This is a genomic window from Sinorhizobium meliloti (genome assembly GCF_017876815.1).
Classification (GTDB): domain Bacteria; phylum Pseudomonadota; class Alphaproteobacteria; order Rhizobiales; family Rhizobiaceae; genus Sinorhizobium; species Sinorhizobium meliloti.
Genome location: NZ_JAGIOS010000003.1, coordinates 39,416 through 55,620, shown reverse-complemented (window position 1 = coordinate 55,620; position 16,205 = coordinate 39,416). Strand labels below are relative to the sequence as shown.

Sequence of the window (16,205 nt, the reverse complement as noted above, 5' to 3'; positions counted from 1 at the left end):
GATGCGACGGCGACGCATGTCCTCCGTTCCCCTGATGCGCTTGGGGCGCAGCGCCGTTGATCCGGCACGCGTACTGAAAATCGAACAGCGCTGTTCCAGTAGACCTATAGCGGCTTGCCCTCGTTATCAGCTACTGGTCTTTAGTCCGCTGGCGCTCCGAACCATGTCCACAATGCGTCAACCAACCCACGCCGGGTTGAATCTCCGACCCAGGCGACATAGCCATCGGGTCGGACCAGCACAGCGCCGGGAGCAGTGACCTTTCCGAGCACTGGAAGCTCCCACGCGCCGGCATACTGCGCATCGACGAGCTGGACCCGATCAATCCATGGTTTGATATCGAACGCGCCGGGCTTGCCCAAGTTGAGGAGTATCGGCCGCGCCGAGTGCAGCAAGGTGTAAAACCGTACTTGTCCGGTGGCGGTCACCAGGTTCAGGTCGGGCATCCGGCGGCCGAGCAGCGGGTGTCCCTCGCCGAGATCGTAGTGGATATCCAAGCCTGACATCATGGCTCCAAACCGCTTGCGCGGCTCGTCCATTTGCAGCAGTTCTGCCACGACGCTCCGCGCGGCCTCGGTGCGATCGTCAGGGCGCAGCAGCGCGACTTGCGCCAACGTGTTGCGCAGCACCCGGGCTGCTACGGGGTGGCGCTCTGAATGGTAGGTATCCAGTAGGGTATCCGGTGATGTTCCCCTGACCACTTGGGCCAGCTTCCACCCCAAATTTACGGCATCTTGCACACCGGTATTGAGCCCTTGTCCACCAACCGGGGAATGAACGTGTGCGGCATCGCCTGCCAGCAGCACCCGCCCCTTGCGGTAGGATGCTGCTTGTCTGGCCATGTCGGTGAATCGAGAAATCCACGTGGGGCTGTGCACGCCGTAGTCGGTTCCGCACGCGGCGATCAGCGCGGCGCTAAGTTCGCGCAGGGTGGGCTCCCCAGCCGCTCCGCGGACATGCTGTTCGGGTACCAGAACGCGTACCGGCCCTTCGTCCTTATAGACAACCTCGCCATCACGGATCTCATATTCCAGTCTGCCGAAAGAGTGGATCCCAAGAGGGGTGTGATGGGTGCCCATCGGCGGCTGTTCGGTCATTTCGACCTCCGCGATAAGGCTGCTTGTCGTCGATTCCCATCCAGAGAATTCAATCCCTACTTTCTTCCGAACAAGGCTGCGACCGCCATCGCACCCGACGAGATATTTGGCCCGAAGCGATTGACCGTTGGACAACTTCATGTCTACGCCGATGTCGTCCTGTTCAAAGTCCGATACCGCACTTCCGCGATATATCGTGACGTCCAGCTCGTCGGCCCTGCTGGCAAGTATGCGCTCGATGTGGTTCTGCCACAGCCCCAGCCCATAGGGGTGCCTCGTCGGGAGGTCGCTGATGTCGAGCTTGGTCGCGGCGAAACCCGTGACCTGGGCCACCTGTCCTTCGGAGAGGAACCGGTCAGCAATGCCCCGCTGGTCGAGAACCTCAATAGTGCGGGAATGGAGACCGCCCGCACGCGATCCCAGAATGGCCGGGCTGACGCGCTTTTCCACGATGGCAACATCGATCCCGGTCAATGTCAACTCGCAAGCGAGCATAAGCCCTGTCGGACCTCCTCCCGCAATGATTACCGCGTGCTCAGTCATCGACAGATCCCCGCGCGGCAGCGTGACATAAAGCGCATTGACTCTCTCCTAACTGCAACCGCCATAGCGGAATGCGGGCTGAAAGCCGCGCACGCTTTTTCTCATTCCGCTCTAGGCTGCGACTGACGAGCCTGGCTCCGCAGACGATGGATCAGTCTGTCGATCGCCCCGTGCCGCGCACCTGATCGCGTAACGACGTGGAACCGTTCCACGTTATCCACCACAGCCGGATGAACGGAAACAAGCCCCATCCGTTCGTGCTGCTCGATACCGTAGGGCTTGCGCCCTAAAACAATGCCCATGCCCGAAGCCGCTGCTATTAAAGCCAGATCGTGGCCGCCGAAGGTCCGATCCTTGCCTTCGGGGTGATATACCAGATCCTGCGCGGCCAGCCAGAGGCGCCAACCAGCCTCGGACGCATCGTGGATCAGTGGATAACGCAGCAGATCCCTGGCAGCCGGGTCAGGCCCCAGTTCAAGAGCAATCCTTTGGCAGGCAAAAGGCTGCAGACCTTCGTCGAACAAAGGCTCCGAGACGACATTTGGCCAGCCGCCACGGCCCAGCCGAATGGCAATGCGCGCGTCGGAAAGCGCCATATGTGCGTTGTCGATGTCCATCTCGATCCTGAGGTCGGGCGGCGTGCCTTCGAGGGCTGCCAGTCTCGGTGTCAACCAAAGACGCGCAAAGGACTGCACGACGCCGACACGAACGGTATCGAGCCCATGATCCGAACGACCCATGCCTCGACTGTCGTGCAGCATCGCCAAGGCGAGTTCTATGCGTGCGGCGAAGCGCTCGCCGTCGAGTGTCGCTCGCACGCCTCGCCCGTGACGGCCGAAAAGACGGAGACCGGCCCAGCGTTCCGTCGCTGCGACACGTCGGCTGACGGCGCCATGGCTAATGCCAAGCGCAGCCGCGGCAGCCGAGAACGAGCCGAGGCGGTAAGCCGACAGGACGGCCTGAAGCGCCTCGAGCGGCGGCAGTTCATCGTTGTGCGTCATGAGCACATCTGAATGTCGACGCGCATTCTATGTCAACAGATGTTTGTGTGGCACACAGCTCGCATGAACAAAAATGCAGCTGACATCCCCATGACGCCCTTCTTGCCGGCACTTGCGATTGCAGGAACAGTCATCACCTGGTCTTTCTCTTTTGCGGCGATCGGCTATGCATTGCGCGAAGTGGAACCCTTGCCCTTGGCAGCTATCCGCTTCGCGCTGGCGGCGGTCTTCGCGATTGCGTGGATTGCCTGGCGGCGTCCGCGATGCTTCCTCCCCCGGGATTTCGTCGTTCTGGCGATCAGCGGCCTCCTTGGCATTGCCGCGTACAACGTGCTCCTCAATTTAGGGCAGGCAACCGTCTCCGCCGGCGCTGCCGGCTTCATCGTCAACACACAGCCGCTTTTCATGGTGCTGCTCGCGGTGCTCTTCTTGAAAGAGCGTTTCGGTCGCTGGAATTGGGTTGGAACGATAGTTGGCTTTTCCGGAGTGGCCCTGATCGCCTCGGGGCAGCCCGGGGGGCTGTCGTTCGGGACGGGATCGACGTTGATCGTGCTCGCCGCAGCCTGTGCAGCGGCCTATTCCATCCTCCAGCGCCCTCTCTTCGCCAGAGCCGAGCCGCTCGACGTGACGGCGCTCGTCATCGTTGCCGGCGCTCTCGCCCTCACGCCCTGGCTACCGGCCGGCGTCTCCCAATTGATGCGCGCGCGTCCGGACACCTGGCTGATGATCATGTTCCTGGCCATCGGACCGGGCATTATCGGTCAAAGCTGCTGGACCTACGCACTCAAGAGTTTCGGTGCCGCGCGGGCAGGTCAATTTCTCTATTTGGTTCCACCGTCCTCTGTTGGACTGGCGTGGCTCCTGCTAGGTGAAATTCCGCAGGCAAACACCATTCTTGGCGGCGCACTGGCTCTTGCCGGAGTCATCATTGTAAACAGTTGGGGACGTCGCTCCTGATACGGGTCGTCAGAATTCACCTTCTCCGATGGCCGACAGTTCCTGACGATAAATTATGCAGGTTCTTGTTCGATACATTATGCCATCCTTCTAGCACGGAACATGAACATCCTCGCGATAAGGCGTGCCCTTGAGGAACCGCTCCAGGTAACCTGCAACGCTTGTGAGTACGCAGGCGCGCAGGTGCGCTTCAAGGTGATCGGGAGGTGCTGCCTCACAAACGTTCCGCCGCCGCGGTCAGGCCGACAGCATCGCGTATTCCGGACTGATAGGCACCGATCAGCCTCGCTGCGAGTATTGCAGCCTCCTCGGACTTCAGTGGCAATGCTCGCAATTCCAGTTCGCGACGAAAAACGCCCTCGATCATCTCGAGCTCGTCAGGCCCTAGTGGATCAAGGGTGGGTACTCTTTGGGGTCTCATTAGCTCTTCCTCCGGCCTGGCGATCGCCTCGATTGGGAAAGTCTACGCGCCTTGGTCTACATGGCGAGTCAATACTGCGCCCAAGGACAAAGGGTCCGGAACCGTACGGTCACCGCCCGATTGGAGACGACTGGCCTCAGAATGTTGCTGACTTGCACATAGTCGATGCACAGCCGGCATGCTAGAGTCATGTAATACCGATCCGCAATACTTGGCAGAAAGCTGCCAACAGAGCCGCGGCACCCCCGGCTCCCATTAAGGGAAGGCAATGGCGATTCCACCCGAAGCCGCGGTTGACAACCAGTTGCTGGACCTGCTTCCGGAGCCTGACTATAATCAGATTGCGCCCGACCTCGACTATGTCAAAGTGACTAGAGGCGCTCTTATTGCTACGGCCGGCGCCCCCATAGACCATGTTTATTATCTCACGTCCGGGATTGGCTCCCTGGTCGCCTCGACGCCTGAGGGTAACAAAGCGGAGGCGGGTATCTTCGGGAGTGAAGGTTATATCCCGACTTCTGCTGCTATGGGCGTAGAGCTCAGTGTGCACGACATCATCATGCAGATCGAAGGAAACGCCTACCGGATGGAGTTCAGCGCATTCCGGAAGTGGATGGATCGCAACCGGAACTTCGCCAGGGTGATGATCCGATGCATTGAGGCCTTCTCGATTCAGCTTACCTACACTGCGATTTCGAACGCGTTGCACGGAGTGGACGAGAGATTAGCCAGATGGCTTCTGATGTGTCACGATCGTGTATCAGGCGACGAGATTCCTCTGACGCACGAGTTCATTTCGCTGATGCTCGCGGTTCGCCGTCCCAGCGTCACAACGTCGCTCCACGTCCTTGAAGGCAACGGTTTCATTCGCTCGAACAGGGGCAACATTATTATCAGAAACAGGCAAGCCCTCGAAGAGTTCGCGCGGGACGCCTATGGCAAGCCGGAGGCGGAATACCGCCGACTTATGACTGCGCTCTTCTGAACCGCGGAAATACGCCTCCAGCGCGCCCTGCTGCAAATAATTCTGCCGTCGCCAGCCGCATGGAGTCGAGAAAACGACGCTCCCAACGATTGGAAATGCAAGCCCTTGATCCTTCATGAGCGTGGCGGAGTCTCCGTCTTGGAATGGGCTTCGTTGCTGTCTTTCACGACGCGTTCTTCTGGTACACGGCACGCGACCGCCAGGTTCGTTGCAAGAGGGCCGACGCAATAACGGCCGCGCATATAGGCATACTGCAGGAGGGGCAGAAGACAATGTACCGACAGGATGGTTGAGCGTAGCCGATTATTGTCGGCGAGTTCCTTCGAGAATGAAGAGACCGTGCGACGGGCTGAAGCTTCAACAAGCTCTGTGACGAATATCGCACGATGAACGACCTCCTGGATGATCGCGAGGTAGAGACGGGGCGCCTCAAACACCGTTGAATCTGTATGAATGGAAGAGCTATTTGCGCGCACCGAGGCCCATCAACCGGGACGATCGTTTTCGGTTTCCCCGGTAATCGCTGCCAACGGCAAGCCAGCGGAGGGCGCGATACCTCGCCGACCTGCGAACCCTGGTCGCCCTTCAACCACGGCAGCCATTCATACGGGCACGCGGCAAATGGAAGGCCGCATCAGAGGCCGGACAGTTGTCAGCACCCGATCGCGCGCCGCTATACTGTTTTTCAAAGATTCTTAGATCGTTGGCCCTTGAACCTTCGGGGTGCACGCTTCGGCAGGGATTTTCCTTCGAGCTTGGCCTTGATCAACTCGGCGGGTGTGGCTCGTAGCGATCATCGCACTCTTCGGCTGAGGATGTGCCCTTCTTCATGCCAATGATGTGCTTCGCCAAGTCGAGCATATCGGCCTCAATCTTGATGTCGGGGATCTCTTTGAAGGCCTCCTTGGCGCTGCGGACCTCGTAATCAAAGTTCAGCGTGGTGGCGATCAGCCCGTTATCATGCGGGCGCGGCATGACGGCGCGCATCCGGCGGAAGAGGACCGCTTGGGCGACGGCCACCACCTTCAAACGACTACCGCCGCAAAGAAAGCGAAGATTGTCATGATTCAGGCACTGCCGCTCCTCATCGCTGCGAGGACCGTCCGCTCCTGGACAGCGCCGCAGGAGCGCAAGATCCTGCGGCTCGTGTAGCTCATGCCAGCTCCGCCACTATGCGCCCGACCTCAGCGACGACCGCGTTTCGCTCGTCGGCGGATATGGTGGGAATCTCACAGTAAGTAGCCACAACGATTGCACCCCGGTTCGGTGACCACGCTACTGCGGTATCGTTATTGTTGCCGTGCTGGTTTCCATTGCCACCGGTTTTATCTGCGATCATCCATGACTCTGGCATACCAGCGCGCAGCCGTGAGTCCCCCGTCTTGTTCATGACCATCCATCCGGCGAGTTGCGCACGGGAAGGCCTGGACAAGACCTCACCGAAGATCAGCTTGCGCAGGGTCTCCATCATGGCTCCAGGTGTGGTGGTGTCACGTAAATCGTCCGGACCGTCGTGCTCATTCAATTCGGGCTCGAAACGATCGAGGCGCGTTAATTCGTCGCCGAAGGAACGGACAAATTCGGTTAGGGCTGGAGGCCCCCCGAAGCTCTCAAGCAGAAGGTTTACTGCCGTATTGTCGCTCTGCGTCAAGGTCGCCATGCAGAGTTCCGCGACCGACATTCCCTCACCGCCGACACGCGTTTCTGTGACGGGTGAGAAGTAGACGAGGACTTCCTTCGAAAAGCCGATCCTCCTATCCAGCTTTTCAACTCCTTTATCGACGCGCGCGAGGACCATTGCCGACGCAAGTGCCTTGAACGTGCTGCACATCAAGAATCGCTCGTCCGCCCGATGCCCCACCCGCACTCCGGTCGAAAGATTGAGCGCGGCGACTCCGACGCGGCCACCATGGCGCCTTTCCAGCTCAGCAAGCCTTGCCTCAAGTGCGTGCTGCAATTCTGCCCGGGCGATAGTCGAAACGGTGGCAAGCGCAGGCATGGCGAAGATCGCTCCTGCGAGCGCGCGCCTGCGCGAAATCAAGGTCGTCATTATCGTTTTTTCCTTTCTTGTAGTGGCTCTTCAGGGGTCGCCGTCAAAGGCCGAGACGGCATAAGTGGCTATGTGAGGATCCGAGGCCTCCACAAATCGGCGAGATTTACGGTCCGTCCGGACCACTCAGCTTGCAAGAGATGAAGTGAATCATCCCTCGTCGCAGCGACTACTTGTAAGCTGCCGTAATGGCTCGGGCCGCTGCGGCAATCGTGGCGGCGCGCTCATCTTTGCCAGCACGAGACTCCGCCACGAATGCGGCTACGGCAACGTGAGTGCCGTCCGGGGCAGTCAGAATGCCGACGTCGTTGGTCACGCCATTGATACCGTTGCGGGTCTGGCTCGTGCCTGTTTTGTGCCCGATCGTCCAGCCTGAAGGCACGCCGGCACGCAGGCGTTCGGGGAAAGTTACAGTCCTATTCATGACTTCGAGAAGGTGCGCGGTCGAGGATGCGGAAAGGAGTTGGCCCGTCGCCAGTCTGTGCAGGAAACCAACCATTTCGATGGGCGTGGCGGTGTCGCGCGGATCCTTGAGGTACGCTTCGAATGCGGCTTGACGCCTGGCATCGGCAACCTCTTTGCGAGCCTGCTCGAGGCGTTCCGGGAACACGAACTCCGGTGTCCAGGTCAGCCCGTCCGTTCGGTTTGAAGCTCCCGCTCCGTTCGATCGATCCTGATTCCCTGCAACCCTGCTTCGTCGAGAAACGCCTGCACCGCCTTCGTGCCTCCCAGGTGCGAGATCAGGACGTCAGTCGCGGCGCTGTCACTTTCCACCACCGCGCGGCTGACCAAGTCCCCAATACTGGTTTCAAAGGAGCCCCTTTCGGCGACGATATCGGCGATGGGCTGGATGTTGACGCTCAGATCGTCACGCCGAATAGTAAGGCGGTCTCCCAACGCGATGCGACGGTCGTCGACCGCCTGCATCACGGCCGCGGCCACGACGACCTTCATCACGCTCTGCAGTGAGAAACGCTGCTCACCATTCACGCAGATTGCGGGCGACGCCTCATCCCGCACGCAGATGCCTACTCGCCCAGGATGTGCGTTGGCGAGAGCCGTGAGTTCAGAGCGAAGACGGCCCCGATCAGATAAACCGCTCGCGATCAACTGAGTTGGGACGAGGCTTGCAAAAACTGCGAGCGCAGCGGTCAAGCTAACGATTTTTGGCATACTTTCACCAGTTTGGAGGATGTGCTCCAGAGCTATTGCCACATCGGTGAAACTGAGCCAAATGATAGGCTCTCATCTTAAACTGAACAGGATTCAGTTCACGTGGATTGGCGCAGGATCGACCTCAACCTTCTCAAGGTGCTGGCAGTTATGTTGGAAGAACGGAGTGTCGCTCGCTGCGCCGAGCGCCTCTTTGTTTCCCCTTCTGCAGTCAGTCATGCGCTCGCCAAGCTAAGACAGATGTTTTCAGACCCTCTGTTCGTCAGAACGGGCGGCGGAATGTTGCCAACCGCGCGTGCACAAAGCCTTGAGCGCTCGCTTTCTCTTTTGAAAGCAGTATTGGACGTCGAGCTGGAGGCCGGTCGAGTGAGCGCGCCGGGCGCGACATTCGAGCCCGGCGAGTCGGTGCGAGACATTCGGATCGTTTCTCCAGGAGCTCTGGAGATCTCGCTCCTGCCAGTATTAGAGCGGTATGTATTTAAGCCCGTTCATATCCCGCCTCTTTGAAGTAGACTGCGCATTCCTGTGGGGTGACGGCTTGGAGAATGTGGCGCAGTTCGTCATGGATTGCATCGCGTGATCTGGCCTGTGCCTCACGCAACCAGTGCTTGATTTTGGCGAAGAGCTTTTCGATCGGATTGAGATCGGGGGAATATTTCGGCAGAAAGAACAGGCGGGCGCCGGCCTTACGGATGGCGGCGCGGATCTCCTGACCCTTATGGGAGCCGAGATTGTCCAGGATGACGATGTCGCCGGCTTTGAGTTCCGGCACCAGAACTTGCTGGACATAGATGCGGAAGCGTTCGCCATTGATCGGGCCATCGAGGATAAAGGGAGCGCTGACGCGGTCGGCCCTGAGTGCGGCGACAAAGGTCATGGTGTTCCAATGGCCGAAGGGGGCGTAGCCCACCAGTCGTTCGCCGCGAGGCGCCCAGCCCCGCAGCGGCGCCATGTTCGTCTTCGTCCAGGTCTCATCGATGAAAACGAGGCGGGCGGGATCAATTCCGGGGCAGTGCTTCAGCCATCGTGCCCGGTGGCGGGCGACGTCGGGCCGCTCCCGTTCGCTGGCGACCAGCGTCTTTTTTATAACTCAACCCCTCTTCGTGCACGAAGGTCCAGACGGCGCGATAATCCACCTTCAGGCCGCGCTCGCTCAACTCGGCGACAAGTCCGTGCAGCGTGAAGTCGCGCTCGCGGCAGCGGCAAAGCAGCCAAGCCCGGTGCGGACCGGAAAGCTTGCGGGGCTTGTGCCCACCCATCTGGCCGGGTGCGGCGCTGCCCGTCTCGCGAAACCGCCGCACCCAATCGATCGCGGTGCTGATGCCGATGCCGAAGCGCTTGGCCGCTGCCCGGCACGATAGGCCCTCGCCCGTCACCGCATCGACAACGCGTTCCCGAAGATCATTCGAAAAAGGTCTCGCCATAAAGGCCGGCCTCCTTCACCGGCCTGAATGGTGAATCTGATTTGCGCAGAAAAAGGAATCCCCTTTCCGATTCCGCCTAAATGCATCCCGCTCTAGCAGCAATATTGCGGAGCCGCGCGCCGCATTGGTCGCTCACAATCGAACCGTTCGAGCGTCGCAGCCACGAGATCGATCTCGCCACAGGCCGGGTCGACTTTGTGCTTTCTGTCGGAGGCGCCACACCTATCGGAGCACTCGTCGATGCTGCCATCGTGTGGGAGGATGAGCTTGTCGTTCTGGCCGGCCCGCGCTCGGCGCTCCATGCCGGTTCCGATCGCATTTCGACCGAGCTTTACCTGGCGCAGCAACACATCTATCCGCTTCCTTGGCCGACGTCACAGAACTACCTCGATGTGGAACTGGCGCGAGCTGGAAAGCACCGCAAAATTGCCTTCTCCGTGCCGAGTTATGCCGCCCTGGGGCGTGTGCTCGAGGCTACGGATCTGATCGCATCGATGCCGGACCGTTCCGCCCGAGCGCTGATCTGTCGCCATCCTGATCTCCGGCTCATTCGCCTTGACCCACCCCGACGATCACAGCTTTCGTTGCTTTGGGGTATCTCCGCCTTGCAAGAGCCGGCAATCTCGTGGGCTCGAAGCATAATTCAAGACGCCGCAGCCAAACATGGCGACGCCGGCGGAGGAACGGCCAACAGGATCGGAAGCGGTCAGGATTAGGGCGCTTCTGTCGAGACCTATCCCGCCCTGCACGTTTCGCACGGCTACTCTGCGGGCCAAGGCCCGAGCAAGGTCGCAGAGCACGCCATAGTGGCCACTGGCCCACGCTGCTTCCATGGCGTGCCTGCTACTGGAACCATCGCGCCTATAGCGACTGTCTTCATCGACGCGTTGGAGGCGTCCAGGTCACCGAGGTATTGATTGAGGAAGGCGCCTGGTCGAGGCGAGCGGCTTCTTTAGTTGATTGTAGCGATCCACTCGCCGGATGCTGACTTAGCGAAGCCGACGATTCGATCAATTGGCCGCGCTATCTTGACTGAGGCCATGCAAGTGACACCGGGCCCTGCCCGGGCCTTGTCACATTGGCCGATTGCCAGAGAGATTTCCGGCAGATAACTGCGATCCCAAAGGAGAGGAGATGCCTCATTGGCATGCTCGATCCGGAGCACTCGCGCCGCTGGTCTGCAGCGGCTGCGGGAACGCTATAGGCCGATATCGGCAACGGCCGCGGCGATCGTTCTGCGCAGCCAGACATGTCTCGGGGCATCCTGATGGCGCGCATGCCAGGCGAGGCTTATGACCACGCTGCCCAGGTCGAGCGGCGGCGGCGCCATGACGAACCGCCGCATGTCAGCGGCAGTTCGCGCAAGGCTGGACGGCAGCGTCATGACAAGGTCGGAACGAGCGGCGATTTCGACTGCCGCGAAGAAGCTCGGCACCCGTACCTTCACCCGGCGTTTTCTGCCCGAGCGAGCGAGGATTTCATCGACCCATGCTCGGCCGGTCCCGGTGATGCTGACCACGACATGATCCAGTTCAAGAAACCGTTCCAAAGTGAGCTTCCTGGCCGCGGCAGGATGCTCGGCGCGCATCAGCGTTACGAAGTTATCCTGGTAGAGCTTGCGTTTCTTGACTCCCGCAGGTGCGTCCTCGACGACGCCGATGAGGGCATCCACAGCGTCGGCCTCAAGCGCCTCGAGCGGCCGCAGCCCTGGCGGCACAACCTGGAGATCGACGGCCGGCGCTTGCACCGCGAGACTGGCGATCAGCCGCGGGGCGAGTACTGCAGCTTCGAGATCCAACATCAGCAGGCGCACGGACCCGGTCGCCTGCATCGGATCGAATGTTCTGCCGTCGAGAAGTTCGCTGACGCCTGCCAAGGTGTTGCGTAGTAGAGGACGCAGATCCTCCGCGCGCGAGGTCAGCAGGTATCCACCCGGTCCGTCCACCAGAAGTGCATCGGAGAAGAGTGCCCGTAAGCGCGCAAGCGCCCGGCTGACAGCGGGTTGGCTCATGCCAAGCCGCATCGCAGCTCGGGTAACGCTCCGTTCGTCCAGCAGTGCATTAAGGACAACTAAGAGGTTGAGGTCGGCATGCCTTAAATCCACTTCGCGCATCGCTTCTATACACTCCATGCATTCGACGCATGGCAATGTGAACGCTAGTATCCAGGTCGTCAACCAAGGAGAACCGACATGTACGTAGTGCTTGGAGCAAACGGGCGAGCCGGCAGCGAGACCGCTCACGCCCTGATCGAATTGCGCAAACCCGTCCGAGTCGTGCTGCGGCGGCCGGAGCAGGCCGAAAAATGGACGAAGCTCGGAGCGAGTGTAGCGATCAGCAGCATCGAGGATGTGCCAAGCCTCGCCGCAGCATTGAGCGGAGCCTCGGGCGCCTTCCTGCTTTCTCCCCCGCCCGTGAGCGGCGATCCCTACAAGCGCGCGGACGAGATCGGCAGCGCACTTGCAGAAGCGGTGCGACAGTCTGGGCTGTCAAAGGTCGTCGCCTTGTCCTCCGTCGGTGCCCAGCACCAAACGGGTACAGGTGTCATCGCAACGCTCAATAGCCTCGAGAAGCATCTCGCGGAGGTAGCGCCGTCGACTACCTTCTTGCGGCCGGGTTATTTCGTCGAGACTTGGGGCGAGATAGCACCGGCAGTGATCGCCGACGGCGTGCTTCTGAGCTTTCTCGAACCCTCTCAGAAGATCCCGATGGTGAGCACAATCGACGTAGGGCGCACCGCCGCCTGTCTGCTCAGTGACGAATTCAGCGGCAAGCGGATCGTTGAGCTGCGGGGCCCGCAAGACTGGAGCGCGAACGATGTTGCGGCCGCATTCGGCAGGGTACTCGATCGCAATGTGGTGACCGCATTCGTTCCGCCAGGGGCTCGTGCTGCGGTTCTCGCCCAGGAAGGAGTCCCCGCGGAAGTCGCCGATGCGCTGTTCGGCATGTATGATGGCATCGCCAACGGCAGGGTCGAGCACGAAGAAGGTGCCCAACAGCGCCGCGGCTCCGTCGCGTTGGCCCGCGCGGTCGAAAGAATTGTGCGGGAAGTGGGAGAGGATGCTAGCGGCCTGCCTACCTGAGCCTGCGCTGCTCCTCTAGCGCGTTGGCCAGAACACGAGGTCGACTTACCGGCGGCGCAACCGCGGGCGACAAGCCGGCCGACTACTACCGGAGCTGGAACTATCGGGGAGCTTCGCGGGAGTAAGATAGGCTCATCATCGCCGAACAACCGGCGACGTTCAAAACTATGCCCTCAAAGCCACAAGCGACTCAGGCCCTGAGGTTCGGTGGCGAGACTCACCTGCCGGCCCCGCCTTGAACGCCGGGGGAAGTTATATAGTTGTGGTCAGACGCCGCAGTTTGCAGCTTTGCTCTAACACTTAGTCAGGCCATGCGCTTGGGAAGCGTTATCGCCCAAAAGAGGAGTGCCGCCGCCGCAATGCCGGCACCAAGCATGCTTACTCCCGTCCACGCCCAACGGGCATAGACCAGAGTTGAGATAGAGGAGCCGAGAGCAGATCCGGTCGAGTAGAATACCATATAGGCGGCGGTGAGGCGGCTTTGGGCTTCAGGTCTCACCCGATAGATCAGGCCTTGGCTCGCCACGTGAACGGCCTGGAGGCCGAAATCGAGCAGCAGCACCCCGGTAACGAGGAAAAGGATCGAATAAGGAAGCAGCCCGATCAAAATCCATGAGCAGAGCATCAGCGTGAGCGCCACGCCGGTAACGCGCTGGCCGAAGCCTTCGTCGGTCCAACGTCCCGCCCTCGAAGCCCCCAGCGCGCCCGCCGCGCCCGCTAATCCGAACAGACCGATCGCAGCATGCGACAACGAATAAGGCGGGGCGCTCAAGGGAAGGACGAGCGGCGTCAAAAGCGTCGTGACATCGGCGAAGATCAGCAACGCGAGGATCGCCCGGACACGCAGGACCGGCTCCTGCAGAAACAACGTGAACAGGGATCCGATTAGCTTCGGATAAGAGACCGCCGGACCGCTCTTCGGCTGCGCTGGCACGACACGAGCGAGAATTGCGGTGATAGCGAGCGTGAACGCAGCCGACAGCAGATAGACCGCGCGCCAGCCGGCAATGTCGACGACGGCGCCGGCCACCGTCCGCGCCAGCAGGATGCCGAGCACGATTCCGCTTGTCACCGTACCGACGACTGCGCCGCGCTCCTCGGGTCGTGCGAGGCTTGCCGCATAGGCGACGAATGCCTGCGTAGCCACGGCGAAAAAGCCCATCGCAATCAACGCCGGGAAGAGCACCTCTTCTGTCGGAGCAAAGCCGACGCAGAGCAATGCCAGAACCGATAGGAGAGACTGGATGATGACGAGCTTGCGCCGGTCGACCAGATCCCCCACGGGTACAAGCAGGACGAGACCCAGTCCGTAGCCGAGCTGGGTGGCGCCGACCACGAACCCGATAGTCGCCCGCGGCAGCGAGAGATCGTCGGCGATCACATCGAGAAGCGGGTGCGCGAAATACGCGTTTGCGACAGCGAGGCCGCTCGCTGCCGCGAAGAGCAGAGTTAACGACCGAGATAGCCCCGGCTTCGAACGCTTTCCCGACGTGGTATCGCATGCCGGTGCGATAGCCGTGGATTCGATCTCACATGTCGACATTAGGCCCTTCGACAGTTGCAACATTAAACTATTTGACGGATATCGCGGAAAGTTTAATATTGCAACTGATTTTGGAAACTGAACGAGCACGCATGGTCCGACGCAAGAGTCACATCTCAGACTATTGTCCGAGCGCCCGATCGCTCGACGTGATCGGCGATTGGTGGTCATTGCTGATCGTCCGCGATGCCTTTGACGGCGTGACGCGCTTCGGCGAGTTCCAGAAGAGCTTGGGGATCGCAAGGAACATCCTCACCGCCCGTCTTCGCACCCTTGTCGACCGCGGAATCCTGGAGGCGGTGCCCATATCCGAAGGTGGGGCGCGCCAGGAATATCGTCTCACGCAAATGGGGCGTGATCTCTTCCCCGTCATGGTGGCGTTGCGACAGTTCGGCGAGCGCCATCTTTTCGCGCCCAACGAGAAGCGCTCGAAGCTCGTCGAACGATCGACCGGACGACCCATACGCCTCGATGTGCTGACAGAAGACGGGCGCCCGGTGAATTCTGAGGAGACGGTTATCCTCAAGATCTCGGAGGACCTAGGATAAGCAGGGCTCCTAGCGTCAGCCCACCCTGAGCCAGGGGGATCAGGGGTGTCACTGATGCGGGGCTGTCAACGCATTAGTCCCGCCGAGCGCAGTGCCCTTTCGATTACCGCCTGAATGTCTGCCCGCCGATCCCACTGTGATCGGTGCGCAGCCTGATGTGGCGGCGCGGGCTTTACGGAACCAGCTTTTTCCGGCTGGCGGCGGGACAACGGCGTAAGGCCCCATGAGCGGGCAATGTGCAGGGTAGAGGAAATTCCCACGTCCAGCATATATGGTGCTGTGTGTCCGTAGCCAGATGCGACCTTGAGTGGTGTCCCATGGCCCATACCTTCGATGAGGTAGAGCTCGATCGCGTCCCTACCGGATCGGTCTCGCCAGGCCAGCCTTTTGTGCCCGTCGACCGTTTCGACCGACGAGGGGTTCGATGGGACACCATGGACGCCGCTCCATTGAGCGATGATCGCTTTGGCGTTCGCCTCCGCAACGGTCCGGTCGTTTGTGCCGTGCCACACCGATATGGTCGGCCATGGACCGGCATGGGGCGAGGCGCCGGACAGCCGGCTTCGCAGGCTTTCCACATCGGGAATGCCGTGTCCGCGCATGCGATCGAAGGCTTCTGGTACTGTCGTAGCAGCGGCAAAAGGGAGGCCAGCGATGATCGCGCCGCCGGTGAAGATCTCCGGATAGGCGCAAAGCGCCGCGTTGGCCATCGCGCCTCCCGCCGATAGCCCGGTGATGTAAACCCGACGACGGTCGATGCCATATTCGACAATTATGGTCTCCACCATCTGCCGTATCGAGTGGACCTCTCCCTGGCCGCGCCTAATATCGCTTGGGGTGAACCAGTTGAAGCACACATTTGGGTTGTTGGCGGGAACCTGCTCCGGATAAAGGACCGCGAACCCGAAATCTTCAGCGATTTTCGACCACCCGGATGCGTAATCATAACCGGCAGCATTCTGCGTACATCCATGGAGAACAACGACCAAAGCCGGTGACTCTGTCAGGCCGACAGGAACATGGTACCAAGCTTGCAAAGCTCCGGGATTTGAACCGAACCGTTGCAACCGAGACAGCCTCGACCTTGCGGTAGCGGCGTGGCCACTCTTGTCCTTACGAAATCTGGCCAGTCGCTCCAGTGTATCGGAAAGGGATCGCATGTCGCCTCCTCGCTGTCGCCGCCAGGCGATCATGGGTGCTACGCGGCAGATTGCCTCTTGTTGCTGCACTGCACAATATTCTAGTTCCGCTGCCTTGTCCTACAAAAATCACGTGCCTTGCACATTTCCGTCGAAACCCGGCGAAATGGACGCTGGTTCCGCTAAGGCGGTTTGTCAGTCGAATTTACCTCGACTCCCGGCTCTCAATGCTTGGCAAGGAT

16 protein-coding genes and 2 pseudogenes are annotated in these 16,205 nt (G+C 60.4%); 6 read left to right on the top strand and 12 right to left on the bottom strand.

Annotation, left to right across the window (positions count from 1 at the left end; all coding sequences use genetic code 11):
• Positions 1-140: 140 nt before the first annotated feature.
• Together JOH52_RS26840 and JOH52_RS26835 are read right to left on the bottom strand one after the other, a co-directional pair.
• The gene (locus JOH52_RS26840; RefSeq protein WP_014531305.1) at positions 141-1,640 is read right to left on the bottom strand and encodes an FAD-dependent monooxygenase; all 1,500 of its coding nucleotides are present in this window, start codon (positions 1,638-1,640) and stop codon (positions 141-143) included.
• A 101-nt stretch (positions 1,641-1,741) separates the two neighbouring features.
• Positions 1,742-2,641: a LysR substrate-binding domain-containing protein gene (locus JOH52_RS26835; RefSeq protein ID WP_014527979.1), complete on the bottom strand. Its 900-nt coding sequence runs from the start codon at positions 2,639-2,641 to the stop codon at positions 1,742-1,744.
• Positions 2,642-2,704: 63 nt separating this feature from the next.
• On the opposite strand from JOH52_RS26835, the gene JOH52_RS26830 reads away from it, so the two are divergent.
• Positions 2,705-3,598 (top strand): DMT family transporter, encoded by an 894-nt coding sequence (locus tag JOH52_RS26830; protein WP_017269722.1) that lies wholly within the window; start codon positions 2,705-2,707, stop codon positions 3,596-3,598.
• Between the two features lie 214 nt (positions 3,599-3,812).
• Here JOH52_RS26830 and JOH52_RS26825 read toward each other — a convergent pair whose 3' ends face one another.
• A complete protein-coding gene (locus tag JOH52_RS26825) occupies positions 3,813-4,019 on the bottom strand; it encodes a hypothetical protein (protein ID WP_013845721.1) in 207 nt (68 codons plus the stop codon).
• A gap of 268 nt (positions 4,020-4,287) precedes the next feature.
• On the opposite strand from JOH52_RS26825, the gene JOH52_RS26820 reads away from it, so the two are divergent.
• Complete coding sequence (locus tag JOH52_RS26820; RefSeq protein WP_010968022.1) at positions 4,288-5,004, top strand: Crp/Fnr family transcriptional regulator; 717 nt, start codon at positions 4,288-4,290, stop codon at positions 5,002-5,004.
• Positions 5,005-5,667: 663 nt separating this feature from the next.
• Here the strand turns inward: JOH52_RS26820 and JOH52_RS26815 are convergent.
• The 4 genes and pseudogenes from JOH52_RS26815 to JOH52_RS35975 form a co-directional block, all read right to left on the bottom strand.
• Positions 5,668-6,045 (bottom strand): annotated as a pseudogene (locus JOH52_RS26815) (Ku family protein); the annotation flags it as partial.
• A gap of 112 nt (positions 6,046-6,157) precedes the next feature.
• Positions 6,158-7,054: a class A beta-lactamase gene (gene bla / locus JOH52_RS26805; RefSeq protein ID WP_014531301.1), complete on the bottom strand. Its 897-nt coding sequence runs from the start codon at positions 7,052-7,054 to the stop codon at positions 6,158-6,160.
• A 169-nt stretch (positions 7,055-7,223) separates the two neighbouring features.
• Complete coding sequence (locus JOH52_RS35980) at positions 7,224-7,664, bottom strand: serine hydrolase (RefSeq protein WP_014531300.1); 441 nt, start codon at positions 7,662-7,664, stop codon at positions 7,224-7,226.
• Between the two features lie 17 nt (positions 7,665-7,681).
• Positions 7,682-8,227: a serine hydrolase gene (locus JOH52_RS35975; protein WP_100219913.1), complete on the bottom strand. Its 546-nt coding sequence runs from the start codon at positions 8,225-8,227 to the stop codon at positions 7,682-7,684.
• A gap of 102 nt (positions 8,228-8,329) precedes the next feature.
• On the opposite strand from JOH52_RS35975, the gene JOH52_RS26795 reads away from it, so the two are divergent.
• Positions 8,330-8,734 (top strand): LysR family transcriptional regulator, encoded by a 405-nt coding sequence (locus JOH52_RS26795; RefSeq protein ID WP_014531298.1) that lies wholly within the window; start codon positions 8,330-8,332, stop codon positions 8,732-8,734.
• On the opposite strand, the gene JOH52_RS26790 is transcribed toward JOH52_RS26795, so the two are convergent.
• Positions 8,706-9,651 (bottom strand): IS630-like element ISRm2011-2 family transposase gene (locus JOH52_RS26790; RefSeq protein WP_086017820.1). Its coding sequence is split into 2 segments (ribosomal slippage): positions 8,706-9,312 and positions 9,311-9,651, totalling 948 coding nucleotides; the frame shifts between segments, so codons are not numbered across the junction. The two genes, JOH52_RS26795 and JOH52_RS26790, sit on opposite strands and share 29 nt — an antisense overlap.
• 80 nt (positions 9,652-9,731) lie before the next feature.
• On the opposite strand from JOH52_RS26790, the gene JOH52_RS26785 reads away from it, so the two are divergent.
• On the top strand, positions 9,732-10,367 hold the full coding sequence (locus JOH52_RS26785; protein ID WP_014531296.1) for a LysR substrate-binding domain-containing protein: 636 nt from the start codon (positions 9,732-9,734) through the stop codon (positions 10,365-10,367).
• Positions 10,368-10,603: 236 nt separating this feature from the next.
• Here the strand turns inward: JOH52_RS26785 and JOH52_RS36230 are convergent.
• Together JOH52_RS36230 and JOH52_RS26780 are read right to left on the bottom strand one after the other, a co-directional pair.
• Positions 10,604-10,798 (bottom strand): annotated as a pseudogene (locus tag JOH52_RS36230) (hypothetical protein); the annotation flags it as partial.
• A 51-nt stretch (positions 10,799-10,849) separates the two neighbouring features.
• Entirely contained in the window at positions 10,850-11,764 is a 915-nt protein-coding gene (locus JOH52_RS26780) for a LysR family transcriptional regulator (RefSeq protein ID WP_014531294.1), read from the bottom strand.
• 78 nt (positions 11,765-11,842) lie between these two features.
• On the opposite strand from JOH52_RS26780, the gene JOH52_RS26775 reads away from it, so the two are divergent.
• On the top strand, positions 11,843-12,733 hold the full coding sequence (locus JOH52_RS26775; protein ID WP_014531293.1) for an NmrA family NAD(P)-binding protein: 891 nt from the start codon (positions 11,843-11,845) through the stop codon (positions 12,731-12,733).
• A gap of 304 nt (positions 12,734-13,037) precedes the next feature.
• Here JOH52_RS26775 and JOH52_RS26770 read toward each other — a convergent pair whose 3' ends face one another.
• Positions 13,038-14,276: an MFS transporter gene (locus JOH52_RS26770; protein WP_014531292.1), complete on the bottom strand. Its 1,239-nt coding sequence runs from the start codon at positions 14,274-14,276 to the stop codon at positions 13,038-13,040.
• 92 nt (positions 14,277-14,368) lie between these two features.
• Here JOH52_RS26770 and JOH52_RS26765 point away from each other — a divergent pair, with 92 nt between their 5' ends.
• Positions 14,369-14,824 (top strand): winged helix-turn-helix transcriptional regulator, encoded by a 456-nt coding sequence (locus tag JOH52_RS26765; protein WP_010968030.1) that lies wholly within the window; start codon positions 14,369-14,371, stop codon positions 14,822-14,824.
• A gap of 65 nt (positions 14,825-14,889) precedes the next feature.
• On the opposite strand, the gene JOH52_RS26760 is transcribed toward JOH52_RS26765, so the two are convergent.
• A complete protein-coding gene (locus JOH52_RS26760) occupies positions 14,890-15,984 on the bottom strand; it encodes an extracellular catalytic domain type 1 short-chain-length polyhydroxyalkanoate depolymerase (protein WP_014531290.1) in 1,095 nt (364 codons plus the stop codon).
• Positions 15,985-16,205: the final 221 nt, after the last annotated feature.

Bases quoted from the DNA above. Each gene is read 5' to 3' on its own strand.
- JOH52_RS26840 (WP_014531305.1), bottom strand. From the start codon at position 1,640: ATGACTGAGCACGCGGTAATCATTGCGGGAGGAGGTCCGACAGGGCTT.
- JOH52_RS26760 (WP_014531290.1), bottom strand. From the start codon at position 15,984: ATGCGATCCCTTTCCGATACACTGGAGCGACTGGCCAGATTTCGTAAG.
- JOH52_RS26825 (WP_013845721.1), bottom strand. From the start codon at position 4,019: ATGAGACCCCAAAGAGTACCCACCCTTGATCCACTAGGGCCTGACGAG.
- JOH52_RS26830 (WP_017269722.1), top strand. From the start codon at position 2,705: ATGAACAAAAATGCAGCTGACATCCCCATGACGCCCTTCTTGCCGGCA.
- JOH52_RS26835 (WP_014527979.1), bottom strand. From the start codon at position 2,641: ATGACGCACAACGATGAACTGCCGCCGCTCGAGGCGCTTCAGGCCGTC.
- JOH52_RS26785 (WP_014531296.1), top strand. From the start codon at position 9,732: ATGCATCCCGCTCTAGCAGCAATATTGCGGAGCCGCGCGCCGCATTGG.
- JOH52_RS35975 (WP_100219913.1), bottom strand. From the start codon at position 8,227: ATGCCAAAAATCGTTAGCTTGACCGCTGCGCTCGCAGTTTTTGCAAGC.
- JOH52_RS26820 (WP_010968022.1), top strand. From the start codon at position 4,288: ATGGCGATTCCACCCGAAGCCGCGGTTGACAACCAGTTGCTGGACCTG.
- JOH52_RS26780 (WP_014531294.1), bottom strand. From the start codon at position 11,764: ATGCGCGAAGTGGATTTAAGGCATGCCGACCTCAACCTCTTAGTTGTC.
- JOH52_RS26775 (WP_014531293.1), top strand. From the start codon at position 11,843: ATGTACGTAGTGCTTGGAGCAAACGGGCGAGCCGGCAGCGAGACCGCT.
- bla (WP_014531301.1), bottom strand. From the start codon at position 7,054: ATGACGACCTTGATTTCGCGCAGGCGCGCGCTCGCAGGAGCGATCTTC.
- JOH52_RS26770 (WP_014531292.1), bottom strand. From the start codon at position 14,276: ATGTCGACATGTGAGATCGAATCCACGGCTATCGCACCGGCATGCGAT.
- JOH52_RS26765 (WP_010968030.1), top strand. From the start codon at position 14,369: ATGGTCCGACGCAAGAGTCACATCTCAGACTATTGTCCGAGCGCCCGA.